Below are 17,253 nucleotides of genomic sequence, written 5' to 3' on the forward strand. Positions count from 1 at the left end.
AGTGCCGTAGAATCAATGCATTAAAGTCGATCAAGCCTGGCAAAATCGACCGCGCTTGCTTGGGGCGGCGCAGCGGCTAGAAGCCACCGATGGACCGAATTCTCATCCGGGGCGGAAACCGCCTTTCAGGCCAGATCCCCATCTCCGGCGCCAAGAACGCCGCGCTCACGCTGATGCCTTGCGCGCTCCTGACCGACGAACCGCTGACGCTGCGCAATCTGCCACGCCTCGCCGATGTCGACAGCTTCGGGCACCTGCTTAACGAACTCGGCGCATCGACTGCGATCGAGGGCACCCGGCCGACCGATTTCGGGCGCGTGATGACGATGCGCGCGGGCAATCTCAGCTCGACCGTTGCGCCCTATGACATCGTCCGCAAGATGCGCGCCTCGATCCTCGTCCTCGGGCCTTTGCTCGGCCGCGCGGGCGAGGCGACCGTGTCGCTCCCCGGCGGTTGTGCGATCGGCAACCGCCCGATCGACTTGCATTTGAAGGCGCTGGAAGCGATCGGCGCGGAGATCGAAGTCGCTTCGGGATATGTGAAGGCGAGCGCGCCCAACGGCGGGCGCCTGTCGGGCGGGCGCTATCGCTTCCCCGTGGTCTCTGTCGGCGCCACCGAAAATGTGCTGATGGCGGCGGTGCTGGCAAAGGGCACGACCGTGCTCGAAAACGCTGCGCGCGAGCCCGAGATCGTCGATCTGTGCAATCTGCTGGTCGCAATGGGCGCGACGATCAACGGCATCGGCAGCGAGACGCTGGAGATCGAAGGCAAGGGCCGGCTCCACGGCGCGACCTACAAGGTGATGCCCGACCGGATCGAGGCGGGCAGCTATGCCTGTGCCGCGGCGATCACCGGCGGCGATGTCGAGCTGATCGGCGCATCGGCGAACGACATGCGCGCGACGCTCGATGCGCTGATTGATGCCGGCGTGACGGTCGAAGAGAAGAAGAGCGGCATCCGCATCGCGGCCGATGGCCCGCTCCAGCCGCTGACCCTCAGCACGGCGCCATTCCCCGGTTTCGCCACCGACATGCAGGCGCAATTCATGGCGATGCAGTGCAAGGCCGAAGGCGCGAGCATGTTCACCGAGACGATCTTCGAAAATCGCTATATGCACGTGCCCGAGCTCGCGCGCATGGGCGCGAACATCGAGGTTCGCGGCCGCACCGCCGTGGTCCGTGGCGTCGAGCGGATGAACGGGGCGCAAGTCATGGCCACCGATCTTCGCGCATCGATGAGCCTGATCATCGCCGGGCTGGTCGCCGAGGGCGAAACGCAAGTGAACCGCGTCTATCACCTCGATCGAGGCTATGAGCGGCTCGAGGAAAAGCTTCAGGCCGTCGGCGCCGATATCGAGCGCGTCGGCGACGGCTGAGGCTTATCGCTCCTTGGTCAATTCGATCCCGGCGTGAACCAGCGCGATATAGCTCGGGCTCATGTTCACGACATATTCGTTCTCGCCCCAGAAGAACGGCCAGTTCTCGCTATTTTCCGGGAAGTCAGGCTTCAGGATCAGCGCGCCGGGCACCACGCCGCCGGCGATAAACGAGAAATCGGCGCGGTTGCTGCCATAAGCGACTTCCTTGGAGATCGTGCCCACGCCCGAGACGAACGAGATGTCCGATCCCGGATGCGTGCCGTGGAGATAATCGAGCGCGCGGAACACGGCCTTGCCGTCGCTTATCGCCGGGAAGGCCTTGTGGATGGCATAATCGGTGAGGCCAGTCTGGATCACGGCGCCATTGCCCGCCCAGCCGCCTTCGGTGATCGGGACGCCGTACGGATTGGTGGGCGCGGGCTGTCCCTTCCACGCACGCGCGGCGGTTTCGACGGCAGAGCGGTATGAGACAGGCATGTTGGGCAGGGCCTGGACTGCAGTCGTCGCATAGCCGCCGAAGCGCTTCGAGACCTCCGGCCAAAGCGCCTCGATCCGAGCGGCATATTTCTTGTCGCGCGTCGCGGTCAGCAATTCGACTGCGGCGGTGAACTCCTCGCCCGGCAGCCAGCCGCCAGTGGTGTTGCCATGGCTGAAAGTGTTTGGGGCGTGGCTCTGCTCCTCGTCCCACACGCCGGTGGCGAGCTTCAGCGCCTTGGCCGCGAGCGCATCGTCATGCCCCTTGAGCGCCCGGCTCGCCGCTGCGAGCGACGCAGCCGATCCGTAATTGAGTGCCGAGGATTTGCTGGTGAACACCCAGCGATCGTCGGGTGTGCCGCTCTTGCCGTCCTTGCGCTCGCCGCGCTGGAGGGCGGGGTCATAGATGAGCCCGTCGGTCTTGGAGGCGGCATCGCCGAGATGGGTATATTGCGCGACATCGGGCTCGACTACGCCGTGCACCGCATAGCCAACCGCGTCGTACATCGATGCGAGATAAAGCACGCCGTGCTTGATCTGCTGGAGCATGTCCGGGGCGCCGTCAGGCACATGCATTTCGACATGGCGCAGGTCCCAATCGACCAGCGTCTGGTCGCGGGCCGGGCGGTGCTGCTCCCAGATGCTCACCAGGCTGCGGATCACTGCATATTGGGTTTGGGTGCGGATATCGAAATCGCCGGCATCGAGCCAGCCGCCGACATTCATGCCGGGGATATGCTCGCCGGGTGCGAACCTGGTGTCGGTGGTCGGGCCCTGGCGGTAGAGGTCGATATGCTCGTGATTGACCGGCGCTTGGCGGGCATCGTCGCGGTGGCTGTCGCCGTGCCAGACGCGATAGGCCTCGTTGACCAGCATATGGTCCATTTGGACGGGCAGATAGACGTCGAGGCTCGGATGCCAGGCCTTGTCGTAGACGTCCGTCGCGATACGGAAGGGCGCGGTGCGCTTGCCGGCATATTCGAGCATGTAGATGCCGGGCTCGCGGACCTTGCTGAAATCGAAGCTGCGATACTGATAGCGCAGATACTTGCCCCAGGGTGCCGCGGGGCCGCTCAGTACCTCCGCGGTATCGCCTTTGTCGGTTATCCGCAGCAGCCGCGCGGTCTCGGCGCCCGATTCCTTGGCGTCGAGCTCAATCACCGCGCGCTTGGCCTGTTCGGGCGCATAGCCGAGCTGCGAATGCCCGATCACCGGCGCGCGCTTCCACCCCGCTACGCTGTTCGGCGTCACGGTCCATTCTATCACTCGCCCGGTCTTGCCCGCAGGGATCAGGCTGCGCACCACGAACCAGCCATTCTGCGCTTGGTCGCGCCCGTCGAACAATTCGAGCCGCGAGGGCGAAGCGATGGTCACGCGGCGGGCGGGATCCTCGGGCGCCAGCACCAGCGTCTTGCCGCCGGTCAGCGCCAGCGGCTCCGCACCCGGTCCCACATCGCGCCCGCTCGCCGCGTTGCGCTCGCCGCCCGCCTGCATGTCGCTCGACGGATGCAGCGGGAAGATGCCGCTCGCGCCGTCGGCCATCCAACTCTTGCGGAAATAGGCCGAGGGCAGGAATTCCAGGTTGAGCCCGGCCTTGCCTGCCAGCGCCGCGGGGAGCGGCTGATCGAGGATCACCGCCAGCACGACTGCATTGCCCTTCCGCTCAGCGTGGACGTGATATTGGAATTTGTGCTCCGGATATTCGAGCAGCACGTCGACCGCGCCGGTCTTCGGATTGACTTCGCGCTTTACCATTCGGCCGATCGGATCCCATTGGCCGGGGGTCGCCGAGAGGCGGACGTCGCCATTGGTGGCAGTGCGCTCGCCCTGCTGGATGATCTCGAGGCCGCTAATCTTCGAATCGGCGAACAGCCCGTCATACCAATTGGAAAAGACGAGCAGATTGACCCCGTCGGCTTCGAAATAGCCTGCCGGGCTCAGCTGCAGCTCCTGCGCCGTGGCGGGCAGGGCAGTGCTGCCGAGCAGGCACGCGCAGATCATTCGAAAGGCCTTGGCTTTCACATCGCTCTCCATTTCGGCGGGTTTTCCACGCTGAAGTTAGCGCTAACACAAGCCAGTTGGTGCGCAAAGCGCGGAGCGCCGAGGAAGGCCGCCGTCCGTGGCCAGCCGACTTCGCCAGGACATGAAAAACGCCTTGATCTACGTTAGTTGGGCTTCAGCTGACGGAACCTCCCTCGCCGTCCGCCTGTTCCTAGTTGGACAGGAGACATTGACTCATGGCCACTCGTGCCCCCGACTTTGCAAACGATACCGGTTCCCAGTTCCTGAAGGACAGCTTCCAGCGCGGGCTCGCGCATTGGAATCGCGAGCGGCTGATGCCTGCATTCCCCAGCGACGGCTGGCAGCATCGCTTCGAGCGCGACGTGAAGATGCAGCGCCTCGAAAGCGGTTTCCTCGAAGAACTGCGTGCCGAAGTGATCGAAGAGGCCGCTGCGGCGCCGACCGATGCTGATGGGTTTATCCGCTGGTTCGAGGACCTCAAGGCGACCGGTCCGGGGCAAGGCGACCCGCTTTTCCCTTGGCTCGCCGAGCAGGCCGACAAGGACCAGCTTCGATGGTTCTTCGAACAGGAGGCCGCCGGCGAAGCGGGGTTCGACGACCTGGTTGCGATGACTCAGGTCAAGCTGCCGGTCGAGCCCAAGCTCGAACTCGCGCGCAATTACTGGGACGAAATGGGCCATGGCACTGCCAAGGGCATGCACGGCCCGATGCTCGATGCGCTGGTCGAGACGCTCAAGGTCGAGCCGGTGATCGAGAAGACCGTGTGGGAAAGCCTCGCGCTCGCCAATGCGATGACCGCGATGGCGACCAACCGGCGCTATGCCTGGCATTCGGTAGGTGCGCTGGGTGTGGTCGAGCTGACGGCGCCGGGCCGCTCGCAACACGTGGCGGACGGTCTCCGGCGCGTTGGTCTCTCCCCCAAGGAAGCGCGCTATTTCTCGGTCCACGCGGTGCTCGACGTCAAGCACAGCATCGAGTGGAACAAGAACGCGATCCGCCCCGCAGTCGAGGAGGACCCGCGCACGGCCACGGCGATGGCCGAAGGCGCGCTGATCCGCCTCAAGTGCGGCGAGCGCTGCTTCGCCGCTTATCGCGAGCGGCTCTGGGGCTAGTTATCGCGAGCGGCTCTGGGGCTAGGCTTGCCCGCGCTTGCGGCATAGGCTGGCGCGATGAAGATCGCCCTGCTCGCGCCGCTGTTGTTCGTGATCCCCGACACGATGCCGCTGGCGGTGCACAGTCCTGCGCGCGTGTCGGCGGAAGGCCGCTTCGGTTGGCCGGGCGGGTATTTCGAGAGCCGATTCAAGGGCAGGGATGTGACCGTCAAGGTCGACACCGGCGGCGAGCCGTTGCGGCTGTTCGTCGACGGCGAACTGCGCGCGACTTTGACGAAATCGGGCGTCGCTAACTTCAAGGTCTCGGGGCTGGCAGACGCCGAGCATTCGGTGCGGCTCGAAAAGGTGACCGAAAGCCAGTCGGGCGGGCCGCGCTTCCTGGGGTTCAGCACCAGCGGGCAGGCGATGAAGCCGGTTCGCCGCGCCCGCCAGATCGAATTCATCGGGGATTCGCACACCGTCGGCTATGGCAACACATCGCTCATGCGTGACTGCGACAGCGCGCGGGTTAGGGCGACCACCGACACCCAATTGGCGTTCGGCCCGCTCGCGGCGAAGGCACTCGGCGCCGATTATCGCGTGATCGCTTATTCGGGCTACGGCGTGGTCCGCAATTATGCCGGTAATATTCCCGGCTCCAATCTGCCGTCCATCTATGCCCGCGCAGTGCCCGGGGAAACTACGCTTTGGGTCACTGCGGAAGATCTGAAGTGGCGACCGCAAATAATCGTCATCAATCTGGGCACGAACGATTTCTCGACCCCCCTCAAGCCTAGCGAACCGTGGGAAAGCCCGGCCTGGCTCCACACCGACTATCGCATCCACTATGTCGCCTTCATCCGCTGGCTTCGGCGCGAGCAGCCACAGGCGAAGTTCGTGCTGATGGCCGCAGACAATTTCGCCGCCGACGTCGAGGCTGTGGCGAAGGAATCCAGCGCCACCGTCATCCACGTCCCCGCTCTCGAGCAGACGGGATGCAATTGGCACCCGTCGCTGAAGGATCACCGGACGATGGCAGCATTGGTAGAGAAGGCTGCCGCGCCGCTTTTCCAATGACTCGTCATTTGGCCTTGATCCGGGACCCAGGGTTACTCCGCGCTTCGCATAGTAACCCTGGATTCTGATTTTCGTCAGGATGACGAAGCGGGCTAGACTGCCTTCAGCGCTTCCTCGAAGTCCGCGATCAGATCGTCCGCGTCTTCCACGCCGATCGAAATGCGCACCAGATTGTCGGTGATCCCCAGCGCCTGCTTGCGCTCTTCAGGGACCGACAGATGCGTCATCGCGGCGGGCGCCGATGCCAGCGTCTCGGTGCCGCCCAGCGACACCGCCAGCTTGGCAATCTTGAGCGCGTCGAGGAATGCGAACGACTCCTTTTCGCCACCCTTGAGATAGAGCGAGAAGGTCGATCCGGCACCGATGCAGTGCCGGCGATAGATATCGGCCTGACGGGCATCGCCTTGCTCTTCGAGGAAGCCGAGATAGCCGACCTTCTCGACCTTGGGATGGCCATTTAGGAAGTTGCAGACCTTCACGGCGTTCTCGCCGGCGCGGCTCATGCGCAGCTCCAGCGTTTCCAGCGAGCGGAGCAGCATCCAGGCGGTGTGCGGGTCGCAGATCGTGCCGATGGTGTTGCGCATCAGCCGGATCGTGTTGATGTGGTCCTTCTTGCCCAGCACGCCGCCCGCGACGAGATCCGAATGGCCGCCGGCATATTTGGTCAGCGAATAGACGACGATGTCGGCGCCCTGCTTCATCGGCTGCGCCCAGATCGGGCCGAGGAAGGTGTTGTCGATCGCGATCGGCGGCTTGTTTTCGCCCGTGAAGATCGCATCGCGGCTGTCGCGGACGGCCTCGACATCGACCAAGGCATTGGTCGGGTTGGCGGGGCTTTCGAGATAGATCAGCGCTACATCGCCGGTCTCGCGGGCCTTTGTAAGGACTGCGTCGATCTCTTCGCGCGTCGCGCCTGCCGGGAAATCGAGCCACTTGACTCCGAAGCGGCCGAGGATGCGGCCGATCAGCGTCTCGGTCGCGGCATAAAGTGGGCCCGAATGGACGATCGTATCGCCCGGCTTGGTCATCGACAGGAAGAGCGTGGCGATCGCGGACATGCCCGAGGAGAAAGCGAGCGCGTCCTCGGCCTCTTCCCAGATCGCGAGGCGGTCTTCGAGGATCTCCTGGTTAGGGCCGTTGAAGCGCGAATAGACCAAGCCTTCGGCGCCGCCCGGGCGCTTGCCGGTGACGCCTTCGAAGTGGCGCTTGCCGGCCGCGGCGTTCGGAAACACGAAGGTCGAGGTCAGGAAGATCGGCGGCTTGAGCGAGCCTTCCGAAAGCATCGGATCGTAGCCGTGTCCCATCATCAGCGTCGCGGGACGAAGCTTGCGCCCGCCGACCGATTCGACATTCGCCTTGGGGCGGCGGCGCGGAGTGGCGCCGGTCAGATCGGCTTCGGTTTCGTCGGTCATGCTCGTCTCCGGATTTTGATTGCCCGGCCTCTAGCGCAAAGACCGTCTCAAATGATACCAATTATCGAAATCTGCCGGCCGTAGTCGCTTTCCTGCGCGTGGGTGGCGCGGCGGAAGCTGTAGAAGCGCTCGGGCTGGGCATAAGTGTCCTCGCCGAGCATCTCGACCGTGCGGATTCCGGCCGTGGCGAGGCGGTGCGCGACATAGGCTTCGAGGTCGAACTGATGGTGTCCGGCGCGCCCTTCGATGAAGAAGCGTTCATTGGCCTGGTCGGCCTCGGAGAAGCGGCGCAGGAAGCCGTCATCGACTTCGTAGCTGGCGCGCGCGATGCACGGGCCGATTGCGGCGGCGATGTGATCGCGCCGGGCGCCCAGCGTCTCCATCAGCGCGATCGTGGAATCGGTGACGCCCCCGAGTGCGCCCTTCCATCCCGCATGCGCTGCGCCGACAACGCCAGCCTCGCGGTCCGCGAACAGCACGGGCGCGCAATCGGCAGTGAGGATGCCGAGCGCTAGGCCGGGGCGGTCGGTTACCACCGCGTCGGCATGCGGCCGCTCGGCGAAGGGGCCGTTCGCGACCACTGCGTCGGCAGAGTGGATTTGATAGACCGTGACCAGCTCGCCGCCGGGCAGGACTGCCTCGGCCGCGCGGCGCCTATTCTCGGCGACGCTCTCCGCATCATCCTGCGATCCGATGCCGACATTGAGCCCGGCATGCACTCCGGTCGAGACCCCGCCGCGCCGCCCGAGAAAGCCATGCGCCACGCCTTCCAGCGCCCGCGCGCGATTGACTTCGACGCTCACAGGACCAGCCGCATCAGACGGTCTTCGTCCTGATGATTGCCGACCATGAACGCGTACGGCCCCTGATCCTCGAAGCCGTAGCGCTCGTAGAAGCGCTTGGCGCGGTGATTGTCGATATAGACCGACAACCACATTTCTTCGGAGCCCCGCGCCTGCGCCGCGGCGATCGCCCATTCGATCAAAGCCTGAGCCGCGCCGGAGCCCTTGGCGCGATCGCTGAGATAGAGCTGGCGCAACTCGGTCGTCCGCGCGCTGGTTTGAGCCGGCAGTTCGAGATCGCTGATCTTGCAGAAACCGGCCAGGCCTTCGCCATCCTCGGCGAGGCGGATCCGCAAATCGAGCAGCGCGAATTCGCCCGCCCATGCCTCGGGCGTAAACTGGGCAAGGAAGCTCGCCAGATCTTTCCCCGCATATAGATGCCCGAAGGTCGCAACGAAGCTCTCGCGGAAGAGCGCGTCGATCGCGGGCAAGTCGGCGGCAGTGGCGTCGCGATAGTTCATGCGAACCGGGCCGGCACCGGCCACCCGGGGGCCGTGAGCGCAATCACCTTGAACAAATCGCCCATCTGCTCGGGATCGGTCAGCCGGGCGCGGTCGATCGCGAGTTGCTCGGTGCGCTCGGGCGAGGCCTTGGCCAGTGCCTCGACCCGCGTCGCGATGCCGAGCGCCTCGAGGAACGCGCCCTGAGTCACTGGTCCATACACCACCAGCCCCTCGACTTCGGCCGCCTCTTTCAAGGTCGCGAAATCGACATGCGCGGTGAGGTCGGCCTCGCCGGGGGTGTCGAATGGATTGGCGTAGGCATGGCCTTTCACGGCCTGGAGCGTGTCGCCGATGGCGGGGCCTTCATAGCCGTAATCGATGATCAGCGCCGCGCCGCCTTGTTCGAGCAGCCGCGCCGCCAGATTGCGCAGGATCGCTACGCTCGCCGGCGAGGTTTCGAGGATCGATCCAGGCTCCGAATGCAGCAGATGCTTTGGAATAATCATGTCGAAAGCGCGGTCCCCGGCGATCGGCAGGAACAGCGTGTCCTGACACGCGACCAACCGCTCGCGCCAGCCTTCGTGGGTCGCAATCAATTGCCGGATCGGCAGCGCATCGAAGAATTCGTTGGCGACCACCAGCAAAGGCGCATCGTCGGCAAGTCCCACCAGGTCGAGGTGGAATTCGGCATGAGGCACCCGTTCTGCCTGCATCGCGCGAAGCATCGGGCTGGTCTCGACCAGATCGACCGGCGGCGTCAGTCCGGCCTTCGCCATCGCCCGCAAAGCATCCTGCGCCAGCGTCCCGCGCCCGGGCCCCAGTTCGACATAGCGCGCCGCCGGCCGTCCGGCGCGGTCCCATATATCCGCCAGCCACAGCCCGATCAGCTCGCCGAACATCTGGCTGATCTCGGGTGCGGTGGTGAAGTCACCGCGTGCGCCCAGCGGATCGCGGGTGCCGTAATAATGCGCGTTCGCCGCGCCCATGAATTGCGACAGCGGGATCGGCCCGGCCATCGTGATCGCCCGCGCCAGCCGTTCACCGAGCAATGGTTCGGCAGCATTCTCCGCGCGCTGTTCGGGCGCGGCGGTCAGGGGGTTGTCGTCGCTCACCTGGACTAGGCCACGCTCTCCGAACCGACGATCGGCTCGACGCGCTGGCGGCGGCCCTTGGCGGTCGCGATCAGATACACTCCGCCCGCGATCATCGGGACGCACAGCCACTGGCCCATATGCAGCCCGGTCGCGTCGGCGAGCCAGACGAGCTGGCGATCGGGCTCGCGGTAGAACTCGACCAGGAAGCGGCACAGGCCATAACCGAGCAGGAAGATGCCGACGAGCTTGCCCGGCTCGTAGCGCGCCTTGGTCCGCCAGAAGAAGAACCACAGGATCGCGAACAGCAGCAGCCCCTCAAGGCCCGCCTCATAAAGCTGGCTCGGGTGCCGCGCAGGCTCGATCTGGCCGGCATTGACGGTGTCGCGGAAGACGATCCCCCACGAGACGTCGGTCGGCTTGCCCCAGAGCTCGCCATTCACGAAATTGGCGAGCCGCCCGAAAAACAGCCCGAACGGCACGGCGCAGGCGACATAATCATGCACGCGCAGCCAATTGAGCCCGTTGCGGCGCGACATCAGGATGATTGCCAGCGTGACCCCGAGCACGCCGCCATGGAACGACATGCCGCCATCCCACAGGCTGATCGCGCGGATGGGATTGCCGAGCATCTCGGGCGCATAGAACAGGATATAGCCGATCCGCCCGCCCAGGATGATGCCGAGAGTCGCGTAGAACACCAGATCGTCGGCATGGCGCTTGCCCATCGGCGCGCCGGGTTCCTTGAGCAGCTTGAGCAGATACCACCAGCCGATCAGGATGCCGGCGATATAGGCCAGCGAATACCATTTGATCGTGAACAGCCCCAGATCGAGCGCGACCTTGCTGAGGCCGAGGTCCTCGAAACGGATATGGCCCGCGGCCGTGGCGGATAGGGTCAGGAGATCGCTCATCGGCCTTTCGATAGAGCAGCTAGGTTGCAAACCCAATAGCTCTCGCCTCGTCTTCGTTGGGATGAAGGATAATTGGGCGATGACACATTCTGGGGGCCAAGCTAGAGCATCGTCGATGGCGCTGGACCTTCCCAAGCTCGACCTGTCGAAGCTCAAAAAGCCCGACCGGCGCACGCTGCTTATCGGCGGGGGGATCGGCGCGGGGCTGGTGGTCGCTTGGGGCCTGTGGCCGCGGACCTATCTCCCCAATCTCACCGCGGCGCCCGGCGAGAGCCTGTTCGGCGCGTGGCTCAAGATCGGCAGCGACGGGCATGTCGCCGTCGCCGTGCCCCAGTGCGAAGAGGGGCAGGGGGTTTACACTTCCATGCCCCAGATAATCGCCGACGAGCTGGGCGCGGATTGGAAGATGGTCGGCGTCGAGCCCGCCCCGCTCAATCCGCTGTATGCAAATCCGCTCGCCGCCGCGACCTTGTTCGAGCTGGCGCTGGGCGGGTTGCCCCAGCAATTGCAGCGCACCCATGCTTCGCGCGCCGGCCTGATGCTCACCGGCTGCTCGACCTCGATCCGCAATTTCGAAAACGATCTGCGCCACGCCGGCGCCGCCGCGCGCGTGCTGTTGTGCAAGGCGGCGGCGCGGCGCTGGAGCGTCGACTGGCAATCGTGCGGCACGGCGGGCGGCTTCGTCGTCCATGGCGAGCAGAAGCTCGGCTTTGGTGAATTGGCCGGGGAGGCGGCGGACGAGAGCCTGCCCGATGATGTACCGCTGCGCACCGGTGAGACCGACCGGCTCTATGGCCAAGGCGTGCCGCGGCTCGATGCACCCGCCAAGGTCGACGGCAGCGTCAATTTCGCCGCGGACATCCGCTTGCCCAACATGGTTTTCGCCTCGATCCGCCAGGGGCCGACCGGAGAGACCGAATTGGTCAAGCTCGACCGTGCCGCCGCTGACAAGGTGCCCGGCATGCTCGCCGTGGTGACTACCAGCCAGTGGGTAGCGGCGGTGGCAAACAATAGCTGGGCCGCCGAGCGCGCGATCGATGCGATGCGCCCGCGCTTCAAGACGCCTGAGAACGTCGTCAATTCCGACACGATCGATGCCGCGCTCACCGCCGCGTTCGAAGAGGAGGGCGCACGCATTGCTTCGGCAGGCGATTTGCGCGCCGAGTTCAAGGGCGCCAAGCTGGTCAGCGCCGAATATCGCGTCGGCCTTGCGCTGCATGCTGCGCTCGAGCCGATGACCTGTACCGCCAATTACGCCGACGGCCGGCTGACGCTCTGGCTGCCCACACAGGCGCCGGGCCTCGCCCGCAGCGCCGCCGCGCGCGCCGCGGGCGTGAGTGAGGCCAGCGTCTTCATCCACGCGACGATGGCCGGAGGTTCGTTCGGCGCCAAGCTCGAACATGACGTCGCGGCGCAGGCCGCGTTGCTCGCGGTCCGTATCGGCCGCCCGGTCCAGCTCACCTGGCCGCGCGGCGAAGACTTCCGCCACGATCGCTATCGCCCCGCCGCCGCCGGGCGTCTCTCGGCCAAGCTCGACGGCAAGGGCCGCGTCACTGGCTGGCTCGCCAAGATCGCTGCGCCAGAGACCGGTCGCGAGCTCGCCAACCGCCTGCTCGGTGGGGATGCGATCGTGAAGGCCTCGCTCGCTCTGCCGGGATCGGGCGACCCTTCGGCAATTGCCGGGGCTACACCGCCTTACATCCTTCCCAATTTCGCAGTCGATCATCATCCCGCGACGATCGGCGTGCCCACTGGCTATTGGCGCTCGGGCGCACACAGCTACACCGCCTTCTTCACCGAGAGCTTTATTGACGAGCTTGCCCATGTCGCTGAGCAGGATGCGCTGACGTTTCGCATGGCGATGCTCGGGAGCGAGCCGCGCCTTGCACGCTGCCTCCAGATGGCCGCGCAATTGGGGGGTTGGCAGGGCGGCCAGCCGGGAAGCGGGCAGGGCATCGCCGCGCACATGTTCCGCGGATCCTATATTGCGGTAATGGCCGAGGCGCGGCTTGCTGGCCGTCAGGTCAAGGTCGAGCGGCTGGTCGCGGCGGTCGATTGCGGTCGCGTGGTCAATCCCGACCTGGTCAAGCAGCAGATCGAGGGCGGACTTATTTTCGGCATGGCGGCGGCGATCGGGGCGAGCACCGGGTTTACCGAGAATGTCGCCGATGTGCGCGAAATGGCCGGACTGAACCTGCCGACGCTCGCCAGCACGCCGGATATCACCGTCGAGATCATCGCCAGCGGTAGCGATCCGGGCGGCGTGAGCGAGCTCGCGGTGCCCCCCACAGCACCGGCGATCGCCAACGCGCTTCAAGCGGCAAGCGGCGTCCGGTTCCGCCGGCTGCCGCTCCTGTCGGACGCTGAATAATGGTTGGTCTGAATTTTCCCCCGGCGACGGCCGGGGCCCAGGCTTGGTGCGAAGCGCCGAGGTACATGCTGCCGCGTGCAATCGGGTTAGAGGGCTGGGCCCCGGCCTCCGCCGGGGAAAAATAATGGCATTGCCCCTCGATCACCCCCCCGTAGCTACCGGCAAGATCGGCGTGCTGCTCGTCAATCTGGGCACCCCCGATGCGCCCGACGCCGCATCGGTGCGCCGCTATCTAGGCGAATTCCTCTCGGACAAGCGCGTCGTCGAGATACCGCAGCTCGTCTGGCAGCCGATCCTGCGGGGTGTCATCCTGCGCACGCGGCCGAAGAAATCGGCGCACGCTTATGGCCTGGTATGGCGCGAGGATGGCTCGCCGCTTGCCGCGATCACCCGCGCCCAGGCAACGGCGCTGCAGGGCGCGTTCGGCTCCGAGGTGATCGTCGATTACGCGATGCGCTATGGCCGCCCGGCACTCGGCGAACGCCTCCGCGCTCTCAAGGATCAAGGCTGCGAGCGCATCCTGATCGCGCCGCTCTACCCGCAATATTGCGCAGCCACGACCGCCACCGCGAACGATGCTGCGTTTGCCGAACTGGCGAAAATGCGCTGGCAGCCCGCGATCCGCACGCTGCCGCCTTATCATGACGATCCCACTTATATAGCCGCGCTAAAGGCATCGGTCGAAGCCAGCCTGGCGGCGCTCGATTTCGAGCCGGAAGCGATTCTCGCCAGCTTCCATGGCATGCCCCAGCGCACGCTCGAGCTGGGCGACCCCTATCATTGCCATTGCCAGAAGACCGCACGGCTGCTGTCCGAGGCGCTTGGCCGCAAGCTGACCGTTACTTTCCAGTCGCGCTTCGGCCGTGCCAAGTGGCTCGAACCGGCCACGGACACGACGCTCGCGGCACTCCCGGCCAAGGGCATCAAGAAGATCGCCATCGTCGCCCCCGGCTTCTCGGCCGATTGTCTGGAGACGCTCGAGGAGCTCGCGATCCGCGGGCGCGAGACCTTTCTGGCCAGCGGCGGAACCGATTTCGCTTATCTGCCTTGTCTGAACGACAGCGATTGCGGGGTAGAAATGCTGCGCAGCATTTTGCAGCGGGAGCTTGAAGGCTGGGTGTAGCCCGCCTAGCCTCTGACGAAACAATGGGAGAGAGATTTATGGCACGCGTAGCGATCGTGACGGGCGGAACACGGGGCATTGGCGAGGCGATCAGCGTCGCGCTCCAGGAAGCGGGGATGACCGTCGCCGCTAACTATGCCGGCAATGACGATCGCGCCCGCGCGTTCACCGAGCGGACCGGCATCAAGGCATACAAATGGGACGTGGCCGATTACGACGCGTGCCAGGCCGGCTGCGCGCAGGTGGCCGATGAGCTTGGACCCGTAGATGTCGTCGTCAACAACGCCGGCATCACCCGCGACGGCACGATCCTCAAGCTGACCTACCAGATGTGGAAGGAAGTCATGGACACCAACCTTGGCGGTTGCTTCAACATGGCCAAGGCAGTCTTCCCCGGCATGCGCGAGCGCAAATGGGGCCGCATCGTCAATATCGGCTCGATCAACGGCCAGGCCGGCCAATATGGCCAAGTCAATTATGCCGCCGCCAAATCGGGCATCCACGGCTTCACCAAGGCGCTGGCGCAGGAAGGCGCGCGCGCCGGCGTGACGGTCAACGCAATCGCGCCGGGCTATATCGACACCGACATGGTCGCCGCGGTCCCCGCCGATGTGCTCGAGAAGATCGTCGCCAAAATCCCGGTCGGCCGTCTCGGCCAGGCCAGTGAAATCGCGCGGACCGTCAGCTTCCTCTGCTCGGAGGATGCCGGGTTCATCACCGGATCGACGCTGTCAGTGAATGGCGGGCAGCATATGTACTGACGGGCTCTGGAATCGAAGGGGGCCGGTTCGCTAGGAACCGGCCCCCAACCCTCGATACGCTACGCGAGGGAAACGATACGCGAACAACACATGTTATCTAAAGCGGTTCCATTGACGGCTTGCTGAACAGCGTGGTTACCGTGCGTTCATCTCTGCTGGCCGCGCCCGAATGAGCGGCTATGACGGCGCGATGCGCCGCCTCGCCCCGATCGCAATGCTCCTTCTGTGCCTGCTGGCAAACGCGTCGGACCCCAGCCAGCGTGCCCAGCTCGGGCGCGATGCGCGGATCATCGCCAGCTCCGTACCCTTGGATTCGAAAGATCCCGCCCGAATCCGTGTCGGCATGCTCACGTATCTAGGCGGCGTCGAGCTGAAGAGTCCCGATCCTGCCTTTGGTGGCTTCTCGGCGATGCAAGTCACGGGGGACCGCTTCCTGCTGGTCAGCGATGCGGGAAATATCATCCGCTTTCGCCTGGATGCCGATTTCGGCCTGTCCGAACCCAGTTTCGGCGATGTGACGCTGGGTCCCGAAACCGGCCAGTACAAGCCCGATCGCGATGTGGAATCGCTCGCCAGCGATCCGAAGACGGGCCGGATATGGCTGGGCTATGAGCGCGAGAACGCGATCTGGCGGTATGACGCGACGCTGATGCGCGAAGTCCGCTTCGCCCGGCCGCCGGCGATGCAGGACTGGTCGGCCAATGGCGGCGCCGAATCGATGGTGCGGCTGCGCGACGGGCGCTTCGTCGTCATCAGCGAAAGCGCGCGGCCGCGCGGCCCCTTGGCGCAAACCGGCCGCCAGGCGCTGATGTTTGCCAGCGATCCGACCGAGGGACCGGACCAGGGCTTCCGCTTCACATATGTCCCGCCGGTGGGGTTCAACCCGACCGACATGGCCGAATTGCCCGATGGCCGCCTGCTGGTCCTCAACCGGCGCTTCGCGCTTCCGGGCCTGTTTACTGCCAAACTCGTGCTGATTGACGGCAAGGCGATTCGGCCGGGCGCCGCGGTCCAGGGCCGTGAGATTGCGCATTTCGCCGCGCCGCTGCTCCACGACAATTTCGAAGCGCTGGCCGTGACGCGCGAGGGCGAGGACACGATCCTGTGGATCGCCTCAGACGACAATCAGCAATTCTGGGAACGCTCGCTGCTGCTCAAGTTCCGGCTGGAACACTAGCAACGCGAAAAACCCGCTCTTCCCCATGGAAGAACGGGCTGACGCTTTTCCTTAAATAGGAAAGTTTAGGCGGCCGACTTCTCGGCAGTCGCCTTGCGCACATCGCGCTTCAGGCGGCGGGCGCGCAGCGAGAGATCGTCGTCGCTGGTCTTGAGCAGCCAATTGTCGAGACCGCCATTATGCTCGACCGAGCGCAGGCCGTGCGTCGAGACGCGCAGGCGCACGCTCTTGGCCAGCGTATCGCTGATCAGCGTCACGTTCTGCAGGTTCGGCAGGAAGGTGCGCTTGGTCTTGTTGTTGGCGTGGGAAACGTTGTTACCCACCATCCGGCCCTTGCCGGTCAGCTCGCAAATGCGCGACATCGCAATAAATCCTGGTTCTAGGCAGTGTGCCGGAAAGGCCGCGCCGATACCCGCAATGGGACGGAGCGTCAACCAATTCGCCCAAGGAAAGCCTTGTGCGGACGCAACCCCCGTGGTTGATGTTTGTTAATTACGCAAGCGATTCAGTTTTGGGGAGAATGAATGATGCGCGGACTTCTGGTGCTGATCGGGCTGATCGCAATCGCGGTGGTGGTGCTAATGTCGATGGGCATGCTCAAGATCACCCAATCGACTCCGGGCTCGTTGCCGAGCGTGGCGCTCGACATGCAGGGCGGCAAGCTGCCCACGATTCAGGCCGAAACCGGCACGGTCGGGATCGGAACCACCAACAAGAGTGTTACGCTTCCGACGGTTGAGATGAAGAACACGACGGTGACATTGCCCACGATCGAAGTGAAGCAGGCCCCGGGCGCCAGCCCGACGCCTGCCGCCAACTAATGCGCGCGACCCCGGGCCGCATCGCCGCGGCGGCATTGCTGCCGCCGCTCGGCGTGTACCTTCACCGCGGCCCGGGGCGCGATTTCCTGATTGCCTGCGGGCTGACCGTGCTGGGGTTCCTGCCGGGCGCGGCGTTTGCGTTGTGGACGGTGTTGCGGAGCGACGCCAGGCCGCTGGCTGCGGCCTAGCCCAATTCGTCATCCCCGCGGAAGCGGGGACTCAGAGCCGAGCAGGGCATCGTTTCATAACCCTGGG

General features: G+C 65.1%; 16 protein-coding genes. 9 read left to right on the forward strand and 7 right to left on the reverse strand.

From position 1 onward, the window contains the following. Positions 1-89 precede the first annotated feature (89 nt). On the forward strand, positions 90-1,376 hold the full coding sequence (murA, locus tag ACZZZM_RS05370) for a UDP-N-acetylglucosamine 1-carboxyvinyltransferase (protein ID WP_463594077.1): 1,287 nt from the start codon (positions 90-92) through the stop codon (positions 1,374-1,376). Positions 1,377-1,379: 3 nt separating this feature from the next. On the opposite strand, the gene ACZZZM_RS05375 is transcribed toward murA, so the two are convergent. Next, positions 1,380-3,875 carry a glycoside hydrolase family 9 protein gene (locus ACZZZM_RS05375; RefSeq protein WP_463594078.1) on the reverse strand — a complete coding sequence of 832 codons (2,496 nt, stop codon included), beginning with the start codon at positions 3,873-3,875 and terminating at the stop codon, positions 1,380-1,382. Positions 3,876-4,090: 215 nt separating this feature from the next. Between ACZZZM_RS05375 and ACZZZM_RS05380 the strand changes: the two genes are divergently transcribed. After that, the gene (locus tag ACZZZM_RS05380) at positions 4,091-4,987 is read left to right on the forward strand and encodes an iron-containing redox enzyme family protein (RefSeq protein WP_463594079.1); all 897 of its coding nucleotides are present in this window, start codon (positions 4,091-4,093) and stop codon (positions 4,985-4,987) included. A 57-nt stretch (positions 4,988-5,044) separates the two neighbouring features. After that, positions 5,045-6,043 carry an SGNH/GDSL hydrolase family protein gene (locus ACZZZM_RS05385; RefSeq protein WP_463594080.1) on the forward strand — a complete coding sequence of 333 codons (999 nt, stop codon included), beginning with the start codon at positions 5,045-5,047 and terminating at the stop codon, positions 6,041-6,043. Between the two features lie 92 nt (positions 6,044-6,135). Here the strand turns inward: ACZZZM_RS05385 and ACZZZM_RS05390 are convergent, their stop codons facing one another. From ACZZZM_RS05390 to lgt, 5 genes are read right to left on the reverse strand one after another with little or no spacing between them, the layout of a single operon-like run. Continuing rightward, on the reverse strand, positions 6,136-7,455 hold the full coding sequence (locus ACZZZM_RS05390; protein ID WP_463594081.1) for a cystathionine gamma-synthase family protein: 1,320 nt from the start codon (positions 7,453-7,455) through the stop codon (positions 6,136-6,138). Between the two features lie 47 nt (positions 7,456-7,502). Further along, positions 7,503-8,258 (reverse strand): peptidoglycan editing factor PgeF, encoded by a 756-nt coding sequence (gene pgeF, locus ACZZZM_RS05395; RefSeq protein ID WP_463594082.1) that lies wholly within the window; start codon positions 8,256-8,258, stop codon positions 7,503-7,505. Continuing rightward, complete coding sequence (locus ACZZZM_RS05400) at positions 8,255-8,758, reverse strand: N-acetyltransferase family protein (RefSeq protein WP_463594083.1); 504 nt, start codon at positions 8,756-8,758, stop codon at positions 8,255-8,257. Before ACZZZM_RS05400 ends, pgeF begins: the two co-directional genes overlap by 4 nt. Continuing rightward, positions 8,755-9,852 (reverse strand): class I SAM-dependent methyltransferase, encoded by a 1,098-nt coding sequence (locus ACZZZM_RS05405; protein WP_463594084.1) that lies wholly within the window; start codon positions 9,850-9,852, stop codon positions 8,755-8,757. The genes ACZZZM_RS05400 and ACZZZM_RS05405 overlap by 4 nt, the downstream gene beginning before the upstream one ends. 5 nt (positions 9,853-9,857) lie before the next feature. Further along, the gene (gene lgt / locus ACZZZM_RS05410) at positions 9,858-10,745 is read right to left on the reverse strand and encodes a prolipoprotein diacylglyceryl transferase (protein ID WP_463594085.1); all 888 of its coding nucleotides are present in this window, start codon (positions 10,743-10,745) and stop codon (positions 9,858-9,860) included. A 115-nt stretch (positions 10,746-10,860) separates the two neighbouring features. Here lgt and ACZZZM_RS05415 point away from each other — a divergent pair, with 115 nt between their 5' ends. The 4 genes from ACZZZM_RS05415 to ACZZZM_RS05430 all read left to right on the forward strand — a co-directional run bounded on the left by ACZZZM_RS05415 (position 10,861) and on the right by ACZZZM_RS05430 (position 16,177). Beyond that, positions 10,861-13,116 carry a xanthine dehydrogenase family protein molybdopterin-binding subunit gene (locus tag ACZZZM_RS05415; RefSeq protein ID WP_463594086.1) on the forward strand — a complete coding sequence of 752 codons (2,256 nt, stop codon included), beginning with the start codon at positions 10,861-10,863 and terminating at the stop codon, positions 13,114-13,116. Positions 13,117-13,240: 124 nt separating this feature from the next. Further along, positions 13,241-14,239, forward strand: coding sequence for a ferrochelatase (gene hemH, locus ACZZZM_RS05420; protein ID WP_463594087.1), 999 nt, complete (start codon positions 13,241-13,243; stop codon positions 14,237-14,239). Between the two features lie 38 nt (positions 14,240-14,277). Beyond that, positions 14,278-15,000, forward strand: a complete 723-nt coding sequence (phbB, locus tag ACZZZM_RS05425; RefSeq protein WP_463594088.1) for an acetoacetyl-CoA reductase — start codon at positions 14,278-14,280, stop codon at positions 14,998-15,000. Between the two features lie 169 nt (positions 15,001-15,169). Beyond that, the gene (locus ACZZZM_RS05430; protein WP_463594089.1) at positions 15,170-16,177 is read left to right on the forward strand and encodes an esterase-like activity of phytase family protein; all 1,008 of its coding nucleotides are present in this window, start codon (positions 15,170-15,172) and stop codon (positions 16,175-16,177) included. Between the two features lie 65 nt (positions 16,178-16,242). Here the strand turns inward: ACZZZM_RS05430 and rpmB are convergent, their stop codons facing one another. Further along, positions 16,243-16,539, reverse strand: coding sequence for a 50S ribosomal protein L28 (gene rpmB, locus ACZZZM_RS05435; RefSeq protein WP_463594090.1), 297 nt, complete (start codon positions 16,537-16,539; stop codon positions 16,243-16,245). A gap of 162 nt (positions 16,540-16,701) precedes the next feature. Between rpmB and ACZZZM_RS05440 the strand changes: the two genes are divergently transcribed. Together ACZZZM_RS05440 and ACZZZM_RS05445 are read left to right on the forward strand one after the other, a co-directional pair. Next, positions 16,702-16,998 (forward strand): hypothetical protein, encoded by a 297-nt coding sequence (locus ACZZZM_RS05440; protein WP_463594091.1) that lies wholly within the window; start codon positions 16,702-16,704, stop codon positions 16,996-16,998. Continuing rightward, positions 16,998-17,186, forward strand: coding sequence for a YqaE/Pmp3 family membrane protein (locus ACZZZM_RS05445; protein WP_463594092.1), 189 nt, complete (start codon positions 16,998-17,000; stop codon positions 17,184-17,186). Before ACZZZM_RS05440 ends, ACZZZM_RS05445 begins: the two co-directional genes overlap by 1 nt. Positions 17,187-17,253 lie beyond the last annotated feature (67 nt).

It is taken from the genome of Sphingomonas sp. AC522 (genome assembly GCF_979258125.1).

Bases quoted from the DNA above. Each gene is read 5' to 3' on its own strand.
- murA (WP_463594077.1), top strand. From the start codon at position 90: ATGGACCGAATTCTCATCCGGGGCGGAAACCGCCTTTCAGGCCAGATC.
- ACZZZM_RS05385 (WP_463594080.1), top strand. From the start codon at position 5,045: ATGAAGATCGCCCTGCTCGCGCCGCTGTTGTTCGTGATCCCCGACACG.
- ACZZZM_RS05440 (WP_463594091.1), top strand. From the start codon at position 16,702: ATGATGCGCGGACTTCTGGTGCTGATCGGGCTGATCGCAATCGCGGTG.
- ACZZZM_RS05415 (WP_463594086.1), top strand. From the start codon at position 10,861: ATGGCGCTGGACCTTCCCAAGCTCGACCTGTCGAAGCTCAAAAAGCCC.
- ACZZZM_RS05390 (WP_463594081.1), bottom strand. From the start codon at position 7,455: ATGACCGACGAAACCGAAGCCGATCTGACCGGCGCCACTCCGCGCCGC.
- ACZZZM_RS05400 (WP_463594083.1), bottom strand. From the start codon at position 8,758: ATGAACTATCGCGACGCCACTGCCGCCGACTTGCCCGCGATCGACGCG.
- ACZZZM_RS05430 (WP_463594089.1), top strand. From the start codon at position 15,170: ATGAGCGGCTATGACGGCGCGATGCGCCGCCTCGCCCCGATCGCAATG.
- hemH (WP_463594087.1), top strand. From the start codon at position 13,241: ATGGCATTGCCCCTCGATCACCCCCCCGTAGCTACCGGCAAGATCGGC.
- ACZZZM_RS05445 (WP_463594092.1), top strand. From the start codon at position 16,998: ATGCGCGCGACCCCGGGCCGCATCGCCGCGGCGGCATTGCTGCCGCCG.
- rpmB (WP_463594090.1), bottom strand. From the start codon at position 16,539: ATGTCGCGCATTTGCGAGCTGACCGGCAAGGGCCGGATGGTGGGTAAC.
- phbB (WP_463594088.1), top strand. From the start codon at position 14,278: ATGGCACGCGTAGCGATCGTGACGGGCGGAACACGGGGCATTGGCGAG.
- lgt (WP_463594085.1), bottom strand. From the start codon at position 10,745: ATGAGCGATCTCCTGACCCTATCCGCCACGGCCGCGGGCCATATCCGT.
- ACZZZM_RS05380 (WP_463594079.1), top strand. From the start codon at position 4,091: ATGGCCACTCGTGCCCCCGACTTTGCAAACGATACCGGTTCCCAGTTC.